15 protein-coding genes and 3 pseudogenes are annotated in these 22844 nt (G+C 59.9%); 7 read left to right on the top strand and 11 right to left on the bottom strand.

Translation table 11 applies throughout. The features are described 5' to 3' along the window. Window positions 1-34 precede the first annotated feature (34 nt). Entirely contained in the window at window positions 35-1438 is a 1404-nt protein-coding gene (locus AAEZ06_RS25580) for an amino acid permease (protein WP_350616849.1), read from the top strand. A 65-nt stretch (window positions 1439-1503) separates the two neighbouring features. Here the strand turns inward: AAEZ06_RS25580 and kynA are convergent, their stop codons facing one another. Both kynA and kynB read right to left on the bottom strand, forming a co-directional pair. Further along, window positions 1504-2376 carry a tryptophan 2,3-dioxygenase gene (gene kynA / locus AAEZ06_RS25575; RefSeq protein WP_350616847.1) on the bottom strand — a complete coding sequence of 291 codons (873 nt, stop codon included), beginning with the start codon at window positions 2374-2376 and terminating at the stop codon, window positions 1504-1506. Next, on the bottom strand, window positions 2373-3023 hold the full coding sequence (gene kynB / locus AAEZ06_RS25570; protein WP_149415025.1) for an arylformamidase: 651 nt from the start codon (window positions 3021-3023) through the stop codon (window positions 2373-2375). The genes kynA and kynB overlap by 4 nt, the downstream gene beginning before the upstream one ends. A 239-nt stretch (window positions 3024-3262) precedes the next feature. Between kynB and AAEZ06_RS25565 the strand changes: the two genes are divergently transcribed. Continuing rightward, complete coding sequence (locus AAEZ06_RS25565) at window positions 3263-3607, top strand: cupin domain-containing protein (RefSeq protein ID WP_133103650.1); 345 nt, start codon at window positions 3263-3265, stop codon at window positions 3605-3607. Window positions 3608-3680: 73 nt separating this feature from the next. On the opposite strand, the gene mmsB is transcribed toward AAEZ06_RS25565, so the two are convergent. After that, window positions 3681-4568 (bottom strand): 3-hydroxyisobutyrate dehydrogenase, encoded by an 888-nt coding sequence (mmsB, locus tag AAEZ06_RS25560; protein ID WP_149415026.1) that lies wholly within the window; start codon window positions 4566-4568, stop codon window positions 3681-3683. Between the two features lie 14 nt (window positions 4569-4582). Beyond that, window positions 4583-6109 carry a CoA-acylating methylmalonate-semialdehyde dehydrogenase gene (locus AAEZ06_RS25555; RefSeq protein ID WP_350616843.1) on the bottom strand — a complete coding sequence of 509 codons (1527 nt, stop codon included), beginning with the start codon at window positions 6107-6109 and terminating at the stop codon, window positions 4583-4585. A 131-nt stretch (window positions 6110-6240) separates the two neighbouring features. Between AAEZ06_RS25555 and AAEZ06_RS25550 the strand changes: the two genes are divergently transcribed. From AAEZ06_RS25550 to AAEZ06_RS25535, 4 genes and pseudogenes are all read left to right on the top strand, one after another. Continuing rightward, window positions 6241-7188: a LysR family transcriptional regulator gene (locus AAEZ06_RS25550; protein ID WP_149415028.1), complete on the top strand. Its 948-nt coding sequence runs from the start codon at window positions 6241-6243 to the stop codon at window positions 7186-7188. Window positions 7189-7548: 360 nt separating this feature from the next. After that, the gene (locus AAEZ06_RS25545; RefSeq protein WP_256666389.1) at window positions 7549-8724 is read left to right on the top strand and encodes a colicin E3/pyocin S6 family cytotoxin; all 1176 of its coding nucleotides are present in this window, start codon (window positions 7549-7551) and stop codon (window positions 8722-8724) included. Then, window positions 8721-8954: a DUF7683 domain-containing protein gene (locus AAEZ06_RS25540; protein WP_149415029.1), complete on the top strand. Its 234-nt coding sequence runs from the start codon at window positions 8721-8723 to the stop codon at window positions 8952-8954. Before AAEZ06_RS25545 ends, AAEZ06_RS25540 begins: the two co-directional genes overlap by 4 nt. A 54-nt stretch (window positions 8955-9008) precedes the next feature. Continuing rightward, window positions 9009-9593: pseudogene (locus AAEZ06_RS25535) on the top strand (IS30 family transposase); the annotation flags it as partial. A gap of 7 nt (window positions 9594-9600) precedes the next feature. On the opposite strand, the pseudogene AAEZ06_RS25530 reads toward AAEZ06_RS25535, so the two are convergent. After that, window positions 9601-10466 (bottom strand): annotated as a pseudogene (locus tag AAEZ06_RS25530) (IS3 family transposase); the annotation flags it as partial. Between the two features lie 341 nt (window positions 10467-10807). On the opposite strand from AAEZ06_RS25530, the pseudogene AAEZ06_RS25525 reads away from it, so the two are divergent. Further along, window positions 10808-10987: pseudogene (locus tag AAEZ06_RS25525) on the top strand (LysR family transcriptional regulator); the annotation flags it as partial. Between the two features lie 82 nt (window positions 10988-11069). On the opposite strand, the gene yfiB reads toward AAEZ06_RS25525, so the two are convergent. The 6 genes from yfiB to recC all read right to left on the bottom strand — a co-directional run bounded on the left by yfiB (window position 11070) and on the right by recC (window position 22740). Next, window positions 11070-11561: an outer membrane lipoprotein YfiB gene (gene yfiB, locus AAEZ06_RS25520; RefSeq protein ID WP_149415031.1), complete on the bottom strand. Its 492-nt coding sequence runs from the start codon at window positions 11559-11561 to the stop codon at window positions 11070-11072. A 4-nt stretch (window positions 11562-11565) separates the two neighbouring features. Next, a complete protein-coding gene (gene dgcN, locus AAEZ06_RS25515) occupies window positions 11566-12834 on the bottom strand; it encodes a diguanylate cyclase DgcN/YfiN (protein ID WP_149415032.1) in 1269 nt (422 codons plus the stop codon). Further along, the gene (gene yfiR, locus AAEZ06_RS25510) at window positions 12831-13403 is read right to left on the bottom strand and encodes a regulatory sequestration protein YfiR (RefSeq protein ID WP_149415033.1); all 573 of its coding nucleotides are present in this window, start codon (window positions 13401-13403) and stop codon (window positions 12831-12833) included. The genes dgcN and yfiR overlap by 4 nt, the downstream gene beginning before the upstream one ends. Window positions 13404-13565: 162 nt before the next feature. Then, window positions 13566-15617, bottom strand: a complete 2052-nt coding sequence (gene recD / locus AAEZ06_RS25505) for an exodeoxyribonuclease V subunit alpha (protein ID WP_350616839.1) — start codon at window positions 15615-15617, stop codon at window positions 13566-13568. Further along, window positions 15614-19294 carry an exodeoxyribonuclease V subunit beta gene (recB, locus tag AAEZ06_RS25500; RefSeq protein WP_149415035.1) on the bottom strand — a complete coding sequence of 1227 codons (3681 nt, stop codon included), beginning with the start codon at window positions 19292-19294 and terminating at the stop codon, window positions 15614-15616. Before recB ends, recD begins: the two co-directional genes overlap by 4 nt. Further along, window positions 19291-22740, bottom strand: a complete 3450-nt coding sequence (gene recC / locus AAEZ06_RS25495) for an exodeoxyribonuclease V subunit gamma (RefSeq protein ID WP_350616837.1) — start codon at window positions 22738-22740, stop codon at window positions 19291-19293. The genes recB and recC overlap by 4 nt, the downstream gene beginning before the upstream one ends. Between the last annotated feature and the right edge of the window lie 104 nt (window positions 22741-22844).

The following is a 22844-nucleotide window of genomic DNA, read 5'->3' as shown; positions in this document are numbered from 1 at the left end:
CAACCCTGAAAAAAACAAGTAGAAGGGAATGTTAATGGCGGATGACATGGTTAACCCGGTAGGCCTCAAGCGCGGCCTGAAGAACCGGCATATTCAGCTGATTGCCTTGGGTGGGGCGATTGGCACAGGCTTGTTCCTCGGTTCGGCCGGGGTGCTCAAGTCGGCGGGGCCGTCGATGATCCTCGGCTATGCGATAGCCGGGTTCATCGCGTTTCTGATCATGCGCCAGCTGGGCGAAATGATCGTTGAAGAACCGGTGGCGGGCTCCTTCAGCCACTTTGCCCACAAATACTGGGGCGGTTATCCGGGCTTCCTGGCGGGCTGGAACTACTGGGTACTCTACGTACTGGTGGGCATGGCCGAACTGACGGCGGTAGGCAAGTACATCCAGTTCTGGTGGCCGGAGATTCCGACCTGGGCCAGCGCGGTGGTGTTCTTTATCGCGGTCAACCTGATCAACACCCTGAACGTGAAGTTCTTCGGCGAGACCGAATTCTGGTTCGCGATCATCAAGGTCGTGGCGATCATCGGCATGATCCTGCTCGGTTGCTACCTGCTGTTCAGCGGCACCGGCGGCCCGCAAGCCTCGGTGAGTAACCTGTGGGACCACGGCGGCTTCTTCCCCAATGGCGGCATGGGGCTGTTGATGTCCATGGCATTCATCATGTTCTCGTTCGGTGGCCTGGAGTTAGTGGGTATTACTGCCGCCGAGGCCAGCGAGCCGCGCAAGGTGATCCCCAAGGCGATCAACCAGGTGGTGTACCGGATCCTGATTTTCTACGTCGGCGCACTGACCGTGCTGCTGTCGTTGTACCCCTGGGATCAACTGCTGCAAACCCTCGGCGCGTCCGGCGATGCCTACAGCGGCAGCCCGTTTGTGCAGATCTTCTCGTTGATCGGCAACGACACCGCCGCGCACATCCTCAACTTCGTGGTGCTGACCGCGGCGCTGTCGGTGTACAACAGCGGCGTGTACTGCAACAGCCGCATGCTCTTCGGCCTGGCCGAACAGGGCGATGCACCCAAGGCGTTCATGAAGCTCAACAAACAAGGCGTGCCATTGCGGGCCTTGGGCGTTTCAGCCCTGGTGACGTTGCTCTGCGTGGTGATCAACTACGTCGCCCCCCATAACGCGCTGGAGTTGTTGTTCGCGTTGGTGGTTGCTTCGCTGATGATCAACTGGGCGCTGATCAGCCTGACCCACATCAAGTTCCGCAAGGCCATGGGCGATCAAGGCGTGGTGCCGTCGTTCAAGACCTTCTGGTTCCCGTTCAGCAACTACCTGTGCCTGGCGTTCATGCTGATGATCATCTGCGTGATGCTGGCGATCCCGGGTGTGCGGGCGTCGGTGTATGCGATTCCGGTGTGGGTGGGGATTATCTATGTGGCGTACCGGTTGCGCATGAACAACGCCAAGGCGGTGGCTACGGCGCAATAACCTTCTGAAGGTTGATAAAAAGCCCCGGCATTCGATGAATGCCGGGGCTTTTTGTTGGGCGCAGGTTACAGCGTGGAACGCACCCGCCACAGCTCGGGAAACAGCACAGTGTCGAGCATCTTGCGCAGGTAGCCGACGCCTTCGGTGCCGCCGGTACCGGGCTGGAAGCCGATGATCCGTTCCACCGTGGTGACGTGGCGAAAGCGCCATTGGCGGAAGGAGTCTTCAAGGTCGATGAATTTTTCGGCCAACTGATACAAGTCCCAATAACGGCTCGGATCGCGATAGACCTCACGCCAAGCCGCCTCCACAGACGCGTCGTGAACCGTGGCCGCCGTCGGATCGCGTTCGGCGCGCAGGGGATCAATCGCCAAGCCGGCCTTGGCCATCAAGTTGATCGCTTCGTCATACAGCGACGGCGTGGCTATCGCCACTTGCAACTCCTGCAACAACTCCGGGCGATGAGCGTGAGGCCGCAACAGCGCCGCACTTTTGTTGCCGAGAATAAATTCGATTTCCCGGTACTGGAACGACTGGAAGCCGGACGACTGGCCCAGGTACGGGCGGATCGACTTGTACTCCGACGGTGTCATGGTCGCCAACACGGCCCAGGCATGCACCAGTTGATCGAAGATCCGCGACACCCGCGCCAGCATCTTGAATGCCGGCGGCAACTCGCCCAGACGCACGTGTTCGCGGGCGGCCTTGAGTTCGTGGAGCATCAGTTTCATCCACAGCTCCGAGGTCTGGTGCTGGATGATGAACAGCATCTCGTTGTGGTCCGGCGACAGTGGGTGCTGGGCGCTGAGCACTTTGCCCAGGTCCAGGTAGTCGCCGTAGCTCATGGACTCGGAAAAATTCAGCTCGGCGTTATGCCATTCTTCCGGCGGCTGGTAATCAGGCGGCACATATTCAGAAGAGAAGGGACACTGGCTCATCGCGTGGGCTCCTTGAGCGGACGGAGGATTGCTCGTACCGGGCTGGCATCGAGGTTGGCAAAACGCAGCGGCAGCGCGATCAACTCGTAATCGCCCTCCGGCACGTCGTCGAGGACGATGCCTTCGAGAATCGCCATGCCGTGGCGAGCGACGGCGTTGTGGGAATCCATGGTTTTGGATTGCTGCGGGTCGAGCGACGGGGTATCGATACCAATCAGGCGCACGCCGAGGCTGGCCAGCAACTCGACGGTTTCCTTGGCAACGGCGGTGAAATTCGAATCCCAGGTGGTCAGCGGAGCCTGTTGATAAGTGCGCAGCAGAACACGTTCAGGCACATTTTCCAGGCGGCCCTCCAACTGCTGCGGCTGCACCAGCGCGCCGCTGTCCAGGCAATGCAGCACCCGGCACGGGCCCATGTACACATCCAAAGACACTTCGCCGATGGGCGCGCCATCAGCGCTGTAATGCAACGGCGCATCGACATGGGCGCCGGTGTGAGGCGAAAGGGTGATGCGCCCGACATTCACCGGGCATTCGGGGCCGAACTGCCAGACCCGCTCTTCCTGAAATAGCGTATCCCCAGGCCAGGTCGGGGTCGCTGTGCTCAAGGGCGGGCTGATATCCCACCACGTTTTTATTGGATTCATTCAAAAGGCTCTCGGTCGTTCCTGAAGAGAATGATACGAGGGCCAGCTGTAAATATTCTTGCGAATTCCAGCGCAAAGCGGGAAATCTTTCGCACTTACTGCGAGGAAATGGCTGATTGGTGATTGGATGTTTCAAATCTCGCGCCTGCGCTTCTGGGCATCCCGATGTCGAGTTCAGACCATTGGCCGGCAGCCCAAGGCGATAGGGTTCGCACTTCCCTTCCTGCCTCGGAGTCATCATGTCCAAGCCAATCACCGTCCTGCGCGATACCCACCCCCTGCCGGTGCTGGATGCCTGCAAATGGGAAAAACTCGAAGGTGACCCGCACACCGTCAACCTCAACGCCTATACCAGCGAAGACGGCAGCAAGATCATGGGCACCTGGATCTGCACCCCGGGTAAATGGCGGGTTGAGTACGTGAAGTGGGAATACTGCGATTTTCGCGAAGGCTACTGCATCATCACCCCTGACGGACAGGAGCCGATTCATTTGAAGGCCGGTGATATTTTTGTGGTTGAGCCGGGTATGAAGGGCACGTGGGAAGTGGTCGAGACTGTGCGTAAGTATTTTGTGTTTGCCTGATCAAAACCGAGAACCCTTTGTGGCGAGCGGGCTCGCCACAACAAGCCCGATCGCCACAGTCTCGGGAAATCCCCTATTGGGGTTTGCGATAGCTGTTGATGATCGCCGAGAAGTCCTTGCCCCCTTCACCACGCTGGCTCATCGCCTGATACAACTGCTGGGCCACGGCGCCGAGGATCACCGGCTGGTGGGCCTGGCGGGCGGCTTCAGTCGCCAGTCCCAAATCCTTGAGCATCAACTCCGCACCAAAACCACCGGTGTAACCCCGTGACGACGGTGCGGTTTCAATAATGCCCGGCCACGGGTTATAGGTGTCGGAACTCCAGCAGCGCCCGGTTGAACTGTTGATGATCCCGGCCAGAACTTGCGTATCGATCCCCAACGCATCCCCCAGGGCCATCGCTTCGCTGACGCCGACCATGGTGATGCCCAACAGCAGGTTGTTGCAGATCTTGGCGATTTGCCCGGTACCGACTTCGCCGCAGTGGACGATGTTACGGCCCATCTGCGCCAGGACCGGTTGCAGGGTGGCGAACAGTTCCGGGGTAGCGCCGACCATAAAGGTCAGGGTCCCTGCCTGGGCACCGCCGGTGCCGCCGGAAACCGGCGCATCGGCCAGGGTCACGCCGTGCTTGGCCGCGGCAGCGGCCACGTCGCGGGCGGTCTGCGGATCGATGGTGCTGCAATCTACCGCCGGTACGCCTTTGCCGATGCCAGCGAGTACGCCGTCTTCACCGAGCCAGACGCTGCGCACATGAGCGGCAGCCGGGAGCATCGTAATGACCAACTCGACGCCTTGGGCGGCGTCACGCGGTGAAGCGCTGATGCTGGCGCCGAGCTCGGCCAGTTCGGCGAGCACGGTTTGGTTCAGGTCGAACAGGTTCAGCGCGTGGCCGGCCTTGATCAGGTTGCGGGCCATGGGCGCGCCCATGTTGCCCAGGCCGATAAATGCAATCTTCATGGTCGTCTCCTCGATCAGCGCAGGTTGATGGTGGTGTTGACGCCATCGTTGACGCTGTCATCGTCGAACCAGCGGCTGGTGACGGTTTTGGTCTGGGTGTAGAACTGCACCACTTGCTTGCCGTACGGGCCCAGGTCGCCGAGTTTCGAGCCACGGGAACCAGTGAAACTGAAGATCGGGACTGGCACCGGAATCGGAATGTTGATACCGACCTGGCCGACGTCGATCTCGCTCTGGAATTTACGCGCCGCCGCACCGCTCTGGGTGAACAGGCCGGTGCCGTTGCCGAACGGATTGGCGTTGACCATGGCGATGGCTTGGTCGAGGGTGTCGACTTCCAGTACCACCAGCACCGGGCCGAAAATTTCCTGGGTGTAGATCTGCATATCGGTGGTCACGCCCGAGAACAGGGTTGGGCCGATGAAGTTGCCTTGTTCGAAACCCGGCACCTTGATGTCGCGACCGTCCAGTTCCAGCTTGGCGCCTTCTTTCACGCCGCTTTCGATCAGGTCGAGGATGCGTGCCTTGGCGCGTTTGGAAATCACCGGACCAACATCGGTACCCGCTTCGCTGCCGGCATTCACTTTGAGCTTTTGCGCCAGAGCCTTGAGGTCCGGCAGCCATTGTTTGGCCGCACCTACCAGCACCACCACGGAAGTGGCCATGCAACGTTGGCCGGCCGCGCCGAAACCGGCACCTACCAGGGCGTTGAGGGTTTGCTCGCGATTGGCATCCGGCAGCACCACGGCGTGGTTCTTGGCGCCCATCATCGATTGCACGCGTTTACCGTGTTTGCCGGCCAGGTCATAGACGTGAGTACCGACAGCGGTCGAACCGACGAAGGACACGGCCTTGATGTCTTTATGGGTACAGAGCGCATCCACCACATCCTTGCCACCGTGGACCACGTTAAGCACGCCAGGCGGCACGCCGGCTTCCAGCGCCAGCTCCACCAGCAGCAGGGTCGACAATGGGTCCTGTTCCGACGGTTTGAGCACAAAGGTGTTACCGCAGGCGATGGCCATCGGGAACATCCACAGCGGAATCATCGCCGGGAAGTTGAACGGGGTAATGCCGGCGCACACACCGATGGGCTGGCGCAGGGTGTAGGTATCGACACCGCCAGCAACGTTTTCAGCGAATTCGCCCATTTGCAGGGTACCGATGGAACAGGCGTGTTCGACCACTTCCAGGCCACGGAAAATATCGCCTTCGGCATCGGCAATGGTCTTGCCCTGCTCGGCGCTGAGGACCACGGCGATGCGCTTGGAGTGTTCACGGATCAGCGCTTGCAGCTTGAGCATGATGCGCATGCGCGCACCGATCGGCGTCAGCTTCCAGGTCTGGAAGGCGCGATGGGCGGCGTCGATGGCGGCGTTGACTTCTTGCGAGGTGGCAAAGGGCACACGGGCCAGTACTTGCTGGGTCGCCGGGTTTACGATGTCTTGCCATTGGGTGGTCTTGGACTCGACCCATTCGCCATTGATCAACAGTTTGGCCTGTTTTACGGCGGTGTCGGCAGACGTAAGCGATGCGTTCATTGTGGTCTCCAGATCTTGTAGTTATGCAGAGACAAGGCGCATGAACCGCCTTGAGGATGAGGCGTTCGGACTGTTTTTGGAGTATAGATGTGCAAACTTCTAATAAGAACGCACATAAAAGCCGGTCCAATATGCAAAAAAACATCACCTCCCTCAGCGCCCTGAACTGGGATGACCTGAAGTTTTTCCTCGAAGTGGCCCGTACCCGCAAGGCCAGCGTCGCCGCCAAGCGCCTGGCGGTGGACTACACCACCGTGTCGCGGCGCATCAGTTCCCTTGAAGGGTCGCTGGGCACGCTGCTGTTTGAAAAGTCCCGGACCAACGGTTTCGTCCTGACCACCGAAGGCCAGCGATTGCTGGGGTACGCCGAGTCCATCGAAAGCACCCTGCACATGGCCTGCGAACAGGTTTCCGGCTCTGGCGTGGCGCTATCCGGGCATGTGCGCATGGGCTGCACCGAAGGTTTCGGCAGCTTCTTCGTCACGCCGCAATTGAGCCACTTCGTCGACACCTACCCGGCGATCTCAGTGGATATCTTACCCCTGCCCCACTTCATCAGCCTGTCCAAGCGCGAGGCCGATATCGTCATCGCCCTGGAACGGCCGGAACATGGGCCTTATGTGTGCTGCAAGCTGTGTGACTACAAGTTGCAGCTGTACGCGACCCAGGAATATCTCGATCAACACCCACCCATCCGCCGCCCGGCAGATTTGGCCGATCATCCGTTTATCAGCTATGTCGATGACTTGGCGTTCAGCTCGGAGCTGCTGTACCTGGCCAATGTGGTACCCGGCGCCAGCGCCAGCTTGCGCAGTACCAGCGTGATCGCCCAGTACGTGGCGGCGCAGCAGGGAAGGTCGTTGGCGATCCTGCCGTGTTTTCTGGCAGCGCAGGATGCACGGTTGCTGCCGGTGCTTGGGGAGGAGATCAATATTACGCGGCAGTTCTGGATGTATTGCCGGGAGGATTTGCGCAAGTTGAAGCGGATCACCCTGTTGTGGGATTACATCCGCGAGGTGACGGAACAGAACCGGCCGTTGCTGATGGGGGAAACGCGGGAGATGGTGTTTGCGGATTAGCCGGTGAGCGCTTACGCGACGTCGCGGGCAAGCCCGGCTCCCACACTGACCGCATTCCAAGGAGTCAGGTCGTGGCATCGTAACGCGGTCAGAACACCTTTGCCAACGGCTTGTGTCAGGGATTGATACGCTACTTGTAACACCTCGAAGCCGACTTTCAGAGGCGAGCAGGTACGTGGAAAGAACCCCACCGGGTATCCTTCGCCCCCAGCAAATGACATGGATCAGGGAACATTCAGTACTGCAATTAGGAATTGTCCTACAGCCAGCTATTGAGCTTCCCGGTAACGTCGATGCTGCCCAGCTACAGGCTGGAATTCCCCCACCAAGGGGTCGAGTCAACTTTTACAGGGAAGTATTATGGCGGTTGAAAACCTATTCCCGAGTTATAAGGGATGTAATGGGATAGACGGCAACAGGCAACATGCCGAGGCGACAGAGGCTGCGCAGGCGGCTTGGGACAGAACAGTGGCGGCGAACGAAAGGAACGAGCGGGAAGCTGACGCACGTAGGAACGCGATCAAGAAGCCGGAGGAAGTCAGCCTCCCCGGATGCGTCTTCGCCAAGAGCTGTAACCTTCCTGACGGGGTAATAAACCACAACAACCCATCTGGTTTTGTCCCAGTTGAGAAATTGGCTGATTACGGACTGTGGGCAGTGCTTGGGACAGGGGGGGCGATTACAGCACAAGGCACTACGCTACAAATGGTTGGCGGCTCTGCCACTGGCAGTGCAATAGCTGAACGCCTTGGTGGCTCGCTTGCACTAACCCTGCTGGAGGGGGCTGGGGCTGTTGCGGCGGGTGCTGCTGTGGGCACCGTTGCAATGCTGATACCGAACACCAGCATTTCGCCTGACAGCGCCTTCTACAAAGAGGATCAGTACGCCACCCTTGATGCTGGCCGCACCCGTGTTCGTGTCAACGTGAAGACCTTGCCGGATGGCTCCGTTAACGCTTATGGATACTACACTGGCGGCAAAACGGACTGGGAAAACGTTCCCGTAATCAAGGGCGATAAGGTTGGTGATAAATACGTCGCTGACATCGGTAACGGCATTGGCCTCACTTGGACGCCAGCGGCAAGCCCTGATGGTGTACTGGGTATTCCTGCACTGGAAGGCGTCCCACAGTTACCTCCTGTCTGGGTGTATCCGCCGACAGCACAATCAGACACGTTGCTTGCGAATCCTGCGCACCCTCCAGATTTCCAAGATGCAATCGTCACATTTCCTAACACCGATATTCAGCCGATTTACATTTCGCTGAGCGTATCAGGTGACCATAGTTATCACCCTCCACCTAAAGGACTGACAGCCTTTCCTGACGCACAGGTGGCACCTCGTAAAACTCCTATAAAAGGTGGCGGGGGTCTGCGTAAACGGTGGAAAACTAGGGATGGCAGTATTCTCGAGTGGGATAGCCAGCATGGAGCTGTTGAGATGTACAACAAGCGCGGCAAGCACCTCGGGGAGTTTGATCCCGAGACTGGACAGCAAACTAAAGACGCAAATAAGACTCGCGAGGTCGAACCGTGAAATACACCGTTGAAGCTTTTGACAAAGAAACCGAATTTTTAGCTTTTGAGATCGACCTTCCGAACGGGTGTGATGTTCAGTTAGCTGAAATCATGAACTGGTCTTCACCTCAACGCGGAGATGAGGGTTATAACCTTAGCGTCGCACAGCTCGCAGCCATTGAGGCTTTAGCAGGCAGGCGAATTTTCGATCCGGGTTGTATCTTCCAGCTCACCTGTAATTTGAGCTGACCTGCGCCCCTCAGGGCTTGCCGGGATTCAAAGAATAGTCAATGGACTGTGAGAGTACATATGGAGCCTCGCCCTGCTGAGGTAGATGACCGGGCTGTACCCGGGTATTGGGAGGGTGACCTGATCATCGGTTTGAACCGTTCTGCGATTGGAACGCTGGTCGAGCGCTCAACTCGATTCACCATGCTCGTCCATCTGCCTCGCGAGAAAGGTTATGGGCTAATTCCACGGACGAAGAACGGCCCGGCGCTGGCCGGCTATGGGGCTGTTAGTATGACCAACGCATTGAAGAAGACGGTGACTGATCTTCCCATCGAGCTGTGGCGATCTTTGACCTGGGATCGTGGGAAGGAGCTGTCGGATCACGCTCGATTTACCATCGAGTCCGGAGTGAAGGTTTTCTTCGCTGATCCTCATAGTCCATGGCAGCGCGGCACGAACGAAAATACGAACGGCCTTCTACGGCAATACTTCCCGAAAGGCACCGACCTGTCTCGTTGGAGTGCGCATGAGATCCAGGCCGTAGCTAATGTGTTGAACATGAGACCCCGGAAAACACTGGGCTGGAAAACACCTGCAGAAGCACTGAATGAGTATCTAAAATCTGTCCAACAATCCAGTGTTGCGACGACCGGTTGAATTCGCCCTGGCTGCCCTGGTCGGAGTGAATCATCACCTCCTGTTTTGGCTTACGCTTCCAGACAGCCATCAATAATGCATCAATAGCCAAGTCGCTGGTCATCTGCGACTTCATAGACCAGCCAACAACTTGACGAGAAAACAAGTCCAGCACCACAGCCAAATACAGCCAACCTTCATACGTGCGAATGTAGGTGATGTCTGTTACCCAGACCTTGTTGGGTTCGACCACATCAAACTGGCGCTTTAGCAAGTTGGGTGAGGCGACCGTTGGTTTACCTCCGTACTTCCCTGGGCGCCGGCGATACCCTGTCTGAGAACGAAGGCCTTTAAGACGCATCAATCTAGCGACTCGGTGGCGGCCACAGTCCTCACCAATTTCGCGCAGATCGTCATGGATTTTGCGATAGCCATAAATGCCGCCGCTCTCCAACCACGAATGCTTGATCAAACCCAGCAGGCGCTGATCGTCCTTGGCCCGCACAGATTGCGGCTCAGACAACCACGCGTAGTAACCACTGGGGTGGATGTTCAGCGTCAGGCAAAGCCGTCGAATAGAGTAGTCGGTGGCCTGCTGCTTGATAAAGGCGTACTTCAGCCGCATTCCTTGGCAAAGTACGCGGCGGCCTTTTTTAAGATATCTCGCTCTTCCGTGACCCGCTTGAGCTCTGCTCGCAGGCGACGAAGCTCAGCTTGCTGATCATCGTCTTGCTGACGGGTTTCCTGAGGCTTGCTGTAGCGTTTGATCCACGCATAAAGGCTGTGAGTCGATACGCCAAGGCGTGCCGCAACGTCTGCCACGGGAAGCTGCTTTTCGGTCACTTGATTGACCGCTTGGATTTTGAATTCTTCGGGATAACGCGGGTTGCTCATGGCACCTCCTAATTGGCCTCATTTTAAGGCATGGAGGTGTCTACGAAACTAGGGGCGATTTACCTTCAGCTTGTCCCAAGGGGCGTCTGGGTTCTCCAAGTGAAAGGCCATGACGAACCCCGCAAGCTGATCTGCGACATCCATCGCCTCCCTTCTGTTGCTGGTCTTCAGGGAAACCGAAGCGAGCTCAGTGGTGCTACCTGTAGCCCTGAGACGCATGTAGTAAATACCATTACGTCGGTAGTGATACGGCTTGGCGAGTCTTGTCGCCGGCCTCACGGGAAACGTAAAACTTGTAACGCTGCTTGATACAGCATGTCGAGCGTCAAGAGTGTTCATGACGGTTAGCCCCTGTATTCATTGGGTTAACCTTTCTTTCCTTGCAGTTCTGGATGTACTGCCGCGAGGACCTTCGCAAGCTCAAGCGGATCACCCTGTTGTGGGATTACATCCGCGAGGTGACGGAGCAGAACCGGCCGTTGCTGATGGGGGAAACGCAGGAGTTGGTGTTTGCGGATTAGCCGGTGAGTGCTTACGCGACGTCGCGGGCAAGCCCGGCTCCCACACTGACCGCATTCCACATTGGATCTGACCGGGGCCTGCTTAATCCGCAATCACCACAATCGACACCCGTCGATTCTCGGTGCGGCCAGCCGCCGTGGTGTTAGCCGCCACCGGCTCGCTGCTGCCCAAGCCGCGCAGTTGCACGTTTTCTTCCTTCATACCCACGCCAGTCAACACCTTGCCGACGCTTTTCGCCCGGCGCAGGGACAGTTGCTGGTTGTAGGTTTCCTTGCCTGAGGCGTCGGTGTGGCCGTCGACGCGTACGCGTTCGATGCCTACGCCCAGCAGGGCCTTGCCGATGCGTTCAACAATCTCGGTGCTGGGTTTATTCAACGACTCGACATCACTGCCAAACAGCACTTTGCCCGACAGGCCGAAAGCCCAGCCTTCGTCGGTCAGTTCGAAACCTTGCTGTTTAAGCACAGCGATCTGCGCCGGGGTCAGGCCTTTGGGCGGGGCTGTCTGGCAGCCGCTCAGGGCCAGCAGCGCCACAAGCAGGGTGATAAATAAAATACGCGCAGTAGAGAACAAGGGATCAACTCCTGTGTTGAACATTGGCGGCGGGGTGCTCCGACTCCGCCGTTTGCTGGCCGCCCTGGGAAAGGCGTTTGGCCTGATACATCGCCGCGTCGGCGGCATTGAGCAGGGCGCCGGGAGTGGCGCCTTGATCGGGAAAAACGGCGATGCCGATGCTAAGTGAGGTCAATACCTGGGTGGTGCCGGGCAGCTGGATCGGCGTGTCCATGCTGGCGATGATCTTGTCGGCGATGCGCTGGGCATCTTCAAGCTTGTGCAGGGGCGAGAGCAGGATGGCGAACTCGTCTCCCCCCAGTCGCGCCACCAGGTCGTCGTCACGCAACTGCGCACGAACCCGCGACGCCACTGCCACCAGCACCGCGTCGCCGGCTGCGTGGCCGAAGTTGTCGTTGATGTCCTTGAAGCGATCGCTGTCGAGGAACAGCACCGCTACTCGCTCGTTGAGCTTGGAGGCGCTGCGCAGGGCACGGATCAGCCGCCCTTCGAAGAAGGCCCGATTGGGCAGACCGGTCAGGCTGTCGTGGGAGGCCTGGTGAGCGAGGGTTTCGTTTTCGCTTTGCAGGTGGGTTTGCCAGGCTTCCAGTTCGTCGAGCAAAGCATTGAAGTCATTGCCCAGGCTGTCGAGTTCAGCAATCTGCGCCGGTGGCACGCGGCGGTCAAACGCTCGCTCGCTGCGGGCCGCGTGGGCCACTTCGGCAAGGCTGTGCAAGGGCCCGGTGATGCCCCGCAGCATCCGCCGCGCCAGGTACAACGCGACCCAGGCGCTGAGGGCGGTGCAGACAATAATCCCGGCCAGGCCGCTGAGTAAAAAGCGCAACAGGCTACCGCCGTGACCGCTCACTTGGACACTGCCGATGGTCCGGCCCTGGTGGATGATTGGCTGGCTGATGGGCTGTTCCAATAACGCGTGGGCCAGCTCCAACTCGATCGTGGACAGCATGCCGGTTTTCGGGCGCACCCAATGGGCCAACTGCATGCCATTGGCGTCCAGCACTTGAGCTTCTGCGATCTCTTCAGTGGCCGCGATCAGGGACAAGGCTTCATTGGCGGCGGTTCTGTCATCGAACACCACTGCCGCTTCCACGGTGTAATTGATGGAGCGGGCGATCAGGTGCAGGTTATGGTCGGCGTAGACCCGCAGCGCCAGCACGCCAAGCAGGGTCAGGGATACGCTGGCCATGGCTACCGCCACCAACGCGACACTCAGGTGCCCTCGGCCAAGGACCGAGCTCAGGGTTGGGCGCGCAGGGGTTTTAACCGACTTCATGATTCCGGCGCCCGGCGGCGGGACAGCTGCAACACACTGGGATGAATGCGCACACCACTACGGGCGACGGAGTCGAGGTTGACCTCGAACGATACTTGCTCATCGCCGACCCGCAGGCAAAACAGGCTGCCCACGGTGCATTGGTCGCCACCTTCACTGATGCTGAGTACCGGATGGCCGGTCAATGAAGCGAACAGGCGGCTACGTTCATCACCGGTCAACTTGCCGATGTACACCGCGTCGCAGGCATTGGCGATGTCTGGATGGTCGGCCAGCAGGCGCTGCACCACCACCGGTCGACCGGTGGCCTGGGTCGTGCCCCTGACCAGGTCATCGGTGTATTGGGTGGGCCCGACGATGCACAGGCGCAGTTGCGCAGGCTCCACGGGCCAGCGGGCATAGCTGAGAATCCCGAGCACCACTTGCGTCACGGCGCTGGCCCTTTGATCAGCTATGCCAGATGGGCTAGGGGCCTGGGCATAAGCGAGGGGAGTGAGGACGCAAAGTACGACCAGCAGCATTCGTCTCCAACTCAAACTACGCTCTGTGGGCGAGACAGCCACGTTCATGCAGCGATTCTCTTTGATCTTCTCGGGATGATGCCGCAACGATAGCACATCGACAGAAAAGCCCGCGAGGCGACACCTCGGGGGGATTCTGCCATTTCTTCAGAAAAATCAGACGCATGGATCAGAATCAAACCATAACCCTTCGGTCAGTTTTTTTGCCGCTCAAGCCCCCAGTTCCAACATCAGTCCGCTCAAGCGCTTCACCTTGCGTCGTACCGCCTCTTCGAAGACGCCGCCACGGGGTTCGATCAGACTGAACCAGTCCTTGGCGCGGGTGATGCCGGTGTAGATCAACTCCTTGGTCAGAACCGGGTTCAAGGCATCCGGCAGGATCAGCGCGGTATGGGTAAATTCCGATCCCTGGGATTTGTGTACGGTCATGGCGTAGACGGTTTCCACGTCATTGAGCCGGCTGGGCAGCACGAAACGTACGCCGCCCTGACCATCGTTGCGCGGGAAGGCCACTCGCAGCACTTGGGGACCGCCGTCGCTTTCAGGCAGTTTCAAGGCGATGCCGATGTCGCCGTTCATCAGGCCCAGCCCATAGTCGTTGCGGGTCATCAATACCGGGCGACCTTCGTACCATTGCTGCTCGCCGTCGATCAGACGGGCCTTGAACAGCGCGGCGGTGATGCGCTGGTTAAGGCCTTCAACACCCCACGGCCCTTTACGCACCGCGCACAGCAGCTGGAAAGCATCGAAGGCTTGCAAGAGTTGGCGGGCCCAGTCGGTCCAGCGCGGGTCATCTCGCGGCGTGTCGGGAGACGGGCGCAGGGTTTGCAACAGGTTCAGGTAATAGCGATAACCGTGTGCGCCCTCGCCCTGCCCGTCCAGCACCAGGCGTTCCAGGGCGCGATCGTGCTCACCCTTGAGGCTGACACAAAACAAGTCGGCGTGACTGCGGGCAGTCAACAGCTTGCGGGCTTCTTCGGCATTTTGCTGGTTGACCCAGCGCGCCAATTGGCCGATACCGCTGCCTTCGCCGAAACGTCGGGAGTAGCGCAGCATCACCACTTGTTGCGCTAACGGATGGCTGCCGTCGAGGTCCTCTTGCAAGCCGCTGGCACCCAGGCTTTCTCCGCTGACACTTTCCAGCCACTGGCGGGTTGGCGGGCTGTACCAGCCGGCTTCGGCATCGCGGCACAAATCACCAAGGACCGCCCCGGCTTCAACGGACGCCAGTTGATCCTTGTCACCCAGCAATATCAGACGCGCATGGGGCGCCAGGGCGTCCAGCAGGTTGGCCATCATTTCCAGGTCGATCATCGAGGCTTCGTCGACTACCAGCACATCCAGAGGTAAGGGATTACCAGCGTGATGACGGAAGTGTCGGGTGCCGGGACGACTGCCCAGCAGGCGGTGAACGGTGGTGACCTCGGTAGGGATTTTCTCTCGTACCTTGTCGTCTACTTTCAGGGAGCGGACCTGCTGGCTGATGGATTCGGTCAGGCGCGCAGCGGCCTTGCCGGTGGGCGCTGCCAGCCGAATACGCAACGCGGTGCCTTTTTCCACTGCCGGCGCCTGCAGTAACGCGAGCAGTCGCACCACCGTGGTGGTTTTGCCAGTGCCGGGGCCGCCGGTGACAATGCTGAACGCACCCCGAGTGGCCAGCGCACAGGCGAGCTTTTGCCAATCGACCACACCATCCGGCGGGGCTTGTTCAAACAGAGTATTCAAGCGCTGGGGCAGGTCCGCCGTGACCGCTTCCTGAGTAGCAAGCCGGCGGCGCAACGCGTTGTCGATACGCCGTTCATAGGTCCAGTAACGGCGTAAATACAGGCGTTTGCCCGACAGCACCAATGGCCGGCTTTGTGCCGCTTCACTGCCATCGACGGCCAGCGCCACCAAATTGCTGGCGGCCAGGGCGTGGCACCAGGGGCCGCCGTCCAGGCCGTCGAGTAGCTGCGAAGGCAGCAACATGGCGCCGGTTTGCAGGTCGCCTTCCGGTGGCAGGGACAGGGCGAAGTCCGGCGCCTTCAGTGTTTCAAACAGGTCCAGGCAGACATGGCCATGGCCCAACTGGTGACTGGTCAGCGCAGCGGCCAGCAACACCAAGGGGTCGGCCTGCGGGTCGAGTTCGTGGAGAAAGCCGACGAAGGCCTTGTCCAACGCCCGCAACCAGCCGCGCTCAACCCAACGCTCAAGCAGCATCACCAGGTCGGCAGCGCGACTGAGGGGCGTCAATTCCTCAAGCGGTAAGGTCGACAGGCTCATAACAAAACTCCTTGTTCCCAGGCGGGCTCGACCTTGGATGGTTGCGGTTTGCCTTGAAACAGCAAGTCCAGGCGCTCGATCAGCTCTCGCGGTGGCCGGGTGAAATACACACCCTGGCTGGCAGCCCGGGTGCCGCGCAGGAACAGGTAGAGCGCGCCGCCAACGTGACGGTCGTAGTCGTAGTCTTTTAACCGAGCCTTGAGTTGGCGGTGCAGGGCCAGCAGGTAAAGGACGTATTGCAGGTCATAGCGATGATCAAGGATCGACAGTTCCATGGCCTGCGGTGTGTAGGCGCTGTCGTCGGGGCCGAGCCAGTTGGATTTGTAATCCGCCACGTAGTAGCGGCCTTCATGTTCGAAGGTCAGGTCGATAAAGCCCTTGAACATGCCATTGAGTAACACCGGTTCGGCGGCTACACGGGACACGCCGTCATGGGTGTATTGGCACACCAGTTGGTCGAGGGCGAGCACGTCGACCTTGTGGCTGGCGAACCAGAATTCCATTTCGATCTGGTAGTGCTGCAAGCCGCTCAGCGCTACCGGCGGATAGCCGTTGCCCAGGCGCAATGGTTCTTGCAGAAGGTGTTGCAGCCAGCCGCTCAGCGTGCTGATCCAACCTTCCCAGCCGCGCCGGTTGCAACGACGGGCGACCGCGTCTTCGATGGCGTCAGGGGTGGTGGTAAAGCTTTCACCGCCGGCCCATTCCAGCAGGCCATGGAGGAAGGTCCCAGGATTGGGGCCTCGTGGAAAACGGTGAATATCGCCGCTGGAAGCCGGTACTTCGCGCGGGGCGTCCGGGTCCAGGCGTTCGTCGTCGAACAGCTTCTGGGCCTGGGGACTTTCCGGCGCTTCGAGGCTGGCGGCGCTCATGCTTTCGCCGATGCGCAGCGCACTGTAGGAGGCGATCCACCAGTTTTCGGCGGCCTTGCGTTTAGGCAGCAGGGGCGCGAGCAACTTGGCTTCGTTGCGCGGCGGGAGGAACGGGATGGCATCGGCTTCGGGCATGTGTGCGTAGTGCAGCGCCGGGCAGCCTTCCTGCAAATCGAGGAGCCAGCGGGCCAGGCCTGCGGACTCGTTCAACGAGGCACCGCCACCGAGCAGATAACCCAACGCCGATAGGTGCAGCACCGAGCTGTTGTTATTGCCGCGTTTGAGGTCGGCGACGCCGAGCCAGCAGGCATGTTTTGCCCTCGTCAGCGCCACGTAAAACAAACGCAAATCTTCAGCCAGACGTTCGTCGTCGGCTTGAGCAATCAACTCGGCGGTCGGCCTGAGGCTCACCTGGGATTTGCCGTTTCCATCGTGGTAATGCAGCGGCAGGCGACTTCCGTCCACAGGCTTGGCCGAGCAGATAAACGGCAGGAAAACCAAGTCGTATTCCAGACCCTTGGATTTGTGAATGGTCACCACCTTGACCAGTTGTTCATCGCTTTCCAGGCGCAGTATCTGCTCTTCGCCGGCCTGTCCCGACAGCGCCAGATGCTCGGCCAAATGACGGATCAGGGCCTGTTCGCCGTCCAGTTCGGCCGCCGCTTGCTGCAGCAGTTCAGAAAGATGCAACAGGTTGGTCAACACCCGCTCGCCGTCACTGCGGGCGATCAGGGTTTGCGGCAATTTGAAGTCGTGCAGCAGACGCCGCAGCATCGGCAGCACGCCTTGGGTGCGCCAAATGCTGCGATAGTCGCGGAACTGCATGACACGTTTTTCCCAGGCCAATTCATCCTGGTTCAGTTGTTCAAGTTCGGACAGCGACAGGTTGAGGGTGACGCAGGCCAGAGCCGCACGCAGCGGGCGCTCGACGTCCGGTTCGGCACAGGCCTTGAGCCAGGCCAGTAGGTCGTGGGCCTCTTGGGCAGCGAACACTGAATCCTTGTCGGACAGGTACACGCTGCGCACACCACGGGCGGCCAGTTCAAAGCGCACAGCCTGGGCTTCCTTGCCGTCGCGTACGAGGATGGCAATGTTGGAGGGCAGCACGCCTGCAAAGGTATCGTCTTTGACGAATCCGGCACTGCCTTGCTGGCCGCCGTTGAGCAACGCGACGATTTGGCTGGCACAGGCGGCGGCCATCTGCTGGCGATAGAGCACACCGGAGATCGGCTGGTCGGTGGGCAGGTGCCAGATGTTCAGGGCTGGCAGCGTTTGGCCGTTGACCTGTAGTTGCTCTTTTCGGCCTTGGGACGATACCGGATAGAACGGCACCGGATTTGTGCCGTCGGGTTCACGGAACAGGAACGCGCCGCGGCCTTGTTCTGCACGCTGGAACACATGGTTTACCGCTTCCACCATGGCGTGGCTGGAGCGGAAGTTAGTGCCCAGGGTGTGCAAACGTCCAAACGTGGCCTGGCGTGCCCGCAGGTAGGTGTAGATGTCGGCGCCACGGAAAGCATAGATCGCCTGCTTCGGATCACCGATCAGGAACAGGCCACTTTCGGGGTTGTTGTCTTCGATGCGGTAGATGCCCTCGAAGATGCGGTACTGCACCGGGTCGGTATCCTGGAATTCGTCGATCAGCGCGACTGGAAACTGCTCGCGGATCACACTGGCCAGGCGCTCGCCGCCGTCAGCTTGCAGGGCGGCGTCGAGGCGAATAAGCATGTCGTCGAAGCCCATTTCGGCGCGGCGGCGTTTTTCTTCTTCGAAGCGCTTGCTCACCCAGCCGGAGGCATGTTGCAGAACTGCGGCATCGGGGGTTGGCAGGGCGTCGAGACTGGCTTTCAGGCCGGCCATGGCATCGAGGCCAGGGTGGTGCGGCGCATCGCCCTTCCAGGCTTCGGCCATGCCGTCGGGGGTCAAGCGGGTGAAACCGGTGCCGATATCCAGTTGTTCCAGGGATTCGTCGGCGGCCCAGGCGCTGATCTTCTCAAACCAGGGTTCGAAGTAACGGGCTTGCATCTTGCGACCATCGACGGCTTTGGCTGCTACGGCTTGCAGGCAGATGTCCCGCAGTTCGATGGCCCACTGCTGCCAGGGGGCCTTGAGGGCGACCAACGCTTGGCGGCGCTCTTGCAGGCAAGCGTTGATCAGTTCAGCGGGGGCGCGCTGTTCATCGGTGGGCCGCTCGCTGCCAAACAGGGCGCGCACGCGGGGCATCAAGGCCGCCGGGCCGCCCCAGTTGTTGCGCACCCAGTTCAATGCATCGCCGTGCATCGGATAGCAGAACAGGCGCCAGTAGTCGCGCAGCACTTCGCCCAGCAGGTCGCTGTGGTCGGTTTCCAGGGTCTGGGTAAACAGGCTGCCGCTGTCGAAGGCGTGTTCACGCAGCATGCGCTGGCACCAACTGTGGATGGTCGAAACGGCCGCCTCGTCCATCCACTGGGCGGCGATGTCCAGGCGGTTGGCGCAGCCTGGCCATTGTTCGGGACTGTATTGGTCGCGCAGCTCGTCGATCAGGGCATCAGGCTTTTCGATTTCGGCGCGGAAAAAACGTGCAGCTTGCGCCAGACGTGTGCGGATGCGTTCGCGCAGCTCTTTGGTGGCGGCGTCGGTGAAGGTCACGACGAGGATTTGTGGCGGCAGCAGTTCACGGCCAAAGCCCGATGCTTCGCCGCCGTGGCCCAGTACCAGGCGCAGGTATAGCGCCGAAATGGTAAAGGTCTTGCCGGTGCCGGCGCTGGCCTCGATCAGTTGGCTGCCTTTTAGCGGGAAGGCAAGGGCCAGGGGTTTTGTGCTGCTCATACGCCTGCCTCCTCACTGCTCAGTGATCGCCAGGGGGCGTTGATCAACGGTCGATACAGGGTTTCGCACCAGCCTTCGAAATCTTCGCTCGCCACCAAGGCAGCGTAATCGCGAAATTGTCGGGTGAGCGCGGGGCTTTCACGGCGTTCGCCATCGGTCGTTTGGCCGTCGCCTTCATAGGCTTTGCGGGCGGCAGCCTGGGCCTTGTCCGGATCGGTTTGGCCGAGCCAGGCGAAGGCAGTTTTGACGGCGACGGGCAACGGTTCGCTCATGCCGGTTTTCCAGGCGAGGAGCAGATTGCCCAATAGCTCTTGCGCCGTATTTTTTTCCAGCGGGGACAGCAGGAGGGTGTCATCGCTGGCCACCAGGCCGGTACTCAATGGCAGGCCGCAGGCGCAGGCCACCAAGTGATTGACCCAGGGGCGAATCAGGCGATGCCACTTGCGGGTCTTGATCGAGCCAATACTGTTGGGGATGGTGGTGACGCTTAGAAGGCCGCTGTCGCTGCGCCGGTGCAGGCCGCTGATCCAGCCTTCCAACGCAATACCCTGATGCGCAAAACTGATCGGTTCGGCGCTGTTGTGAGGTGTAGGCCAAAGGGCCAGGAGTTGCTGATAGCGTTGCAGCAAATCGGGCAAGGGCTCGATCAGTTCGTTGCGCAGGCATTCGCCGAAACCGACCATCGGCAGCAAGCCACTGGCTTGTAGGCGCAGAGCTTGGGCATTGAGGGCTTTGTCGGGGTGGTCGGGTTCGGTTAACGCGGCGGCGAGCAGGCTGTCGCTCAAGCTATAGCGTTGCAAGGCATCAAGGACGAAAGGTTCTTCATCGGCCAAGGGCACTTCGGCGGCTTCGAAAAACACCTTGAGGCGCTGACTGAAGAAGTGTTTGACCGGGTTACGCAGGAAGTCTTGTAACTGACCGAGGCTCAGGGGATCTTCCTGGAGGTAGGGCGTCAGGGTGCCAATATCGGCGAGGTCGTCGTGGGTTTCGTGGAGCAACTGCCATTCACGCGCGTAGCTGAATAGTTTATCGCCTTCGTGAAAATAGCGGGCGCTGAAGGGTTGAAGCGGGTGTTCCTGAGTCATGGCTTCCAGCATCGGCTCATCGTTAGCGGTGTGCCAGCCGCTGGCGAGGTGGTCGCGCAGTTGGCCGATCAGTACCGAGGCTGGGCGGTCGCTGTTGTCGCGGATGCTGCGGCCGACCCAACTGATGTAGAGCTGGTCGCGGGCCGAAAGCAGGGCTTCAAGCAGCAAGTAGCGGTCGTCTTCGCGACGGGAGCGGTCGCCGGGGCGGTAGTCGCTGCCCATCAGGTCGAAATCCAGCGGCGGCTGGGCACGGGGGTAGTCGCCGTCGTTCATCCCCAGCAGGCAGACCAGCTTGAACGGGATCGCGCGCATCGGCATCAGGGTGCAAAAATTGACAGCTCCGGCGAGGAAGCGCTGAGACAGGCGACCTTGGTCCAGGCCGGCCAACCATGCCTCACGGACGACGGTCAGTGGTAACTCGTCGTACAGGCCGACGGACTCGCAGGTTTCCAGCCAGGTTTCCCGCAGTTGTTCAAGCTGGCCCAACAGGTAGTCGTCGTGCTCGTTGCTGGGGAGGAAAAACAGTTGCATCAGGTTTTGCAGGCGCTCGCCCCACTCTGTGGGTGCGGCGGACATGGACAGGGTTTGGTGGGCGCTGTGCAGTGCGTCGAGCAATGCAACCAGCGGACCGATCAGGGCCGCGTCAAGGCCACCGATTTCGTCGTAAGGTTCGATACCTTCACAGGCCAGTCCGGTGCCGACTGCGTAACCCAGGAGCATGCGGCGTAGACCGAAACGCCAGCTGTTTTGTTCAAGCTCCCCCGGCAGGCCGAGGCCGGCGCGCTGTTCGGCGTTAAGTCCCCAGCGAATGCCCGCGCCTTCGATCCAACGGTGCAAGGTAGGCAGGTCGCGTTCCTTGATGGCGAAACGTTCGCGCAGGGCTGGGACGTCCAGCAGATCGAGAATTTCGCTGACCGGAAAGCGGCTGTCGGGGAGTTTGAGCAGGTGTTCGACGGCAATCAGCAGCGGGTCGCGTCCGCGTTGACCTTGGTCGGTGAGCGTGAAGGGGATGAAGCGGGGGGCGCTTTTTTCAAGCTGGCCGAAGACCGCGCGAATGTGCGGAGCGTAGCTGTCGACGTCCGGGACCATGACGATGACATCCCGTGGACGCAAAGCAGGGTTGTCGCTGAAACGCTGGAGTAGCTGGTCGTGGAGGATTTCCACTTCTCTTTGGGCACTGTGGGCAATGTGGAAGCGGATTGAGGTGTCCTGTTCCAGGTCGATGGCCAGCCAGTGTTCGCGGGTTTCATTGAGTGGGCGCAGCTCCAGGATATCGTTCTGGAGTTGGTTCAGCAGGGTGGTGGGGGTGCTGTCACTGAACAGGTCGATGCGACCATCGCGAAAAGCCGAGCGGTAGCTGCCGGGGTCATCGTAGCTGTCCAGCAAGTTGATGTAGTCGCGCCCCTGTTTGCCCCAGGCGGCGAGCAGCGGATGGGCGTGTTGGTGCAGGACCTGTGGGTCAATGGTAACGGGCATCCCGGCTTTGCGGGCCTGGCGTTTGTATTCGCTCCTTAGCAGATCTTTGTCGGCAACAATGTCAGACCAATGATGGCGACAAGGGTTATGCACGCAAAGTAGAACCTGGCTGAAACGGGCCAAGCCGGCGAGGGCTTCCAACGCTTGGGCGGGCAGGGAAGAAATGCCAAAAACAATCACTCGGGAGGGTAGGCCAATCGGTGCTTTTTCGAGCTTGTTGATGCGTTCGATAAATCGCTGGTGAACGCCGGCACGGCTCTGCGCCATGCCCTCCTCTCCGACATCCAGCAGCAACGCACGCCATAGCTCGGCTTGCCAGCAGTTGGCTGGGCTCAAGGGTTTGGAGTCGCCTCGGCCGTTACGCAGTTGGTGGCGACCGGCGGCCCAGTCTTCCAGCCAGTCGGCGCGATAGACCTGGTATTGGTCGAACAGGTCGGCCAGGCGCTCTGCCAGTTGGTAGCGTTTGCGCAGGTCCGTGTCGTGGGTCAGGAAGCGTTGCAGCGGCTCGAAGTGCGGCTGATCGATCAGTTCGGGGAGCAGGCGCATAAGTCGCCAGGTCAGCGGGGCTTTATCCAGCAGGGACTTGGGCGGAATTGCATCGCGGCCAAGGACCATGCGATAGAGCTGCCACATAAAGCTGCCGGGGAGCTGAACGTCGATGGCTGCCGCAATGCCGCAGCCGCCCATATCATCATCTTCGGGGTCTTCGGCCAGAGCCAGCTTTAACCATTGGGCAATGCCGTTGCTTTGAACCAGGGCGATTTCGTTTTCCAGGGGAGCCAGGGGATAACGGCGCATCCAACTGACTACCAGGCTGCGCAGCTCATCCAGGCGATTGCCGTGAACCACCATGAATCCAGGGCTGAGGGACATCGCATCTGGCATAACGGCTTCCTTGGGAAAAGCAAAATCGAGGGATGGACTTTAGCATTGAAGGCGACTGGCAGGCGCTCGCTCATACTTTTCCATCGCCCAAAACAAAACCCCAT

Origin of the sequence: Pseudomonas sp. HY7a-MNA-CIBAN-0227 (assembly GCF_040310325.1) — a bacterium.
GTDB lineage: Bacteria > Pseudomonadota > Gammaproteobacteria > Pseudomonadales > Pseudomonadaceae > Aquipseudomonas.
Note: the sequence above shows the minus strand (reverse complement) of the source record. Positions and strands in the feature narration are given on the sequence as shown.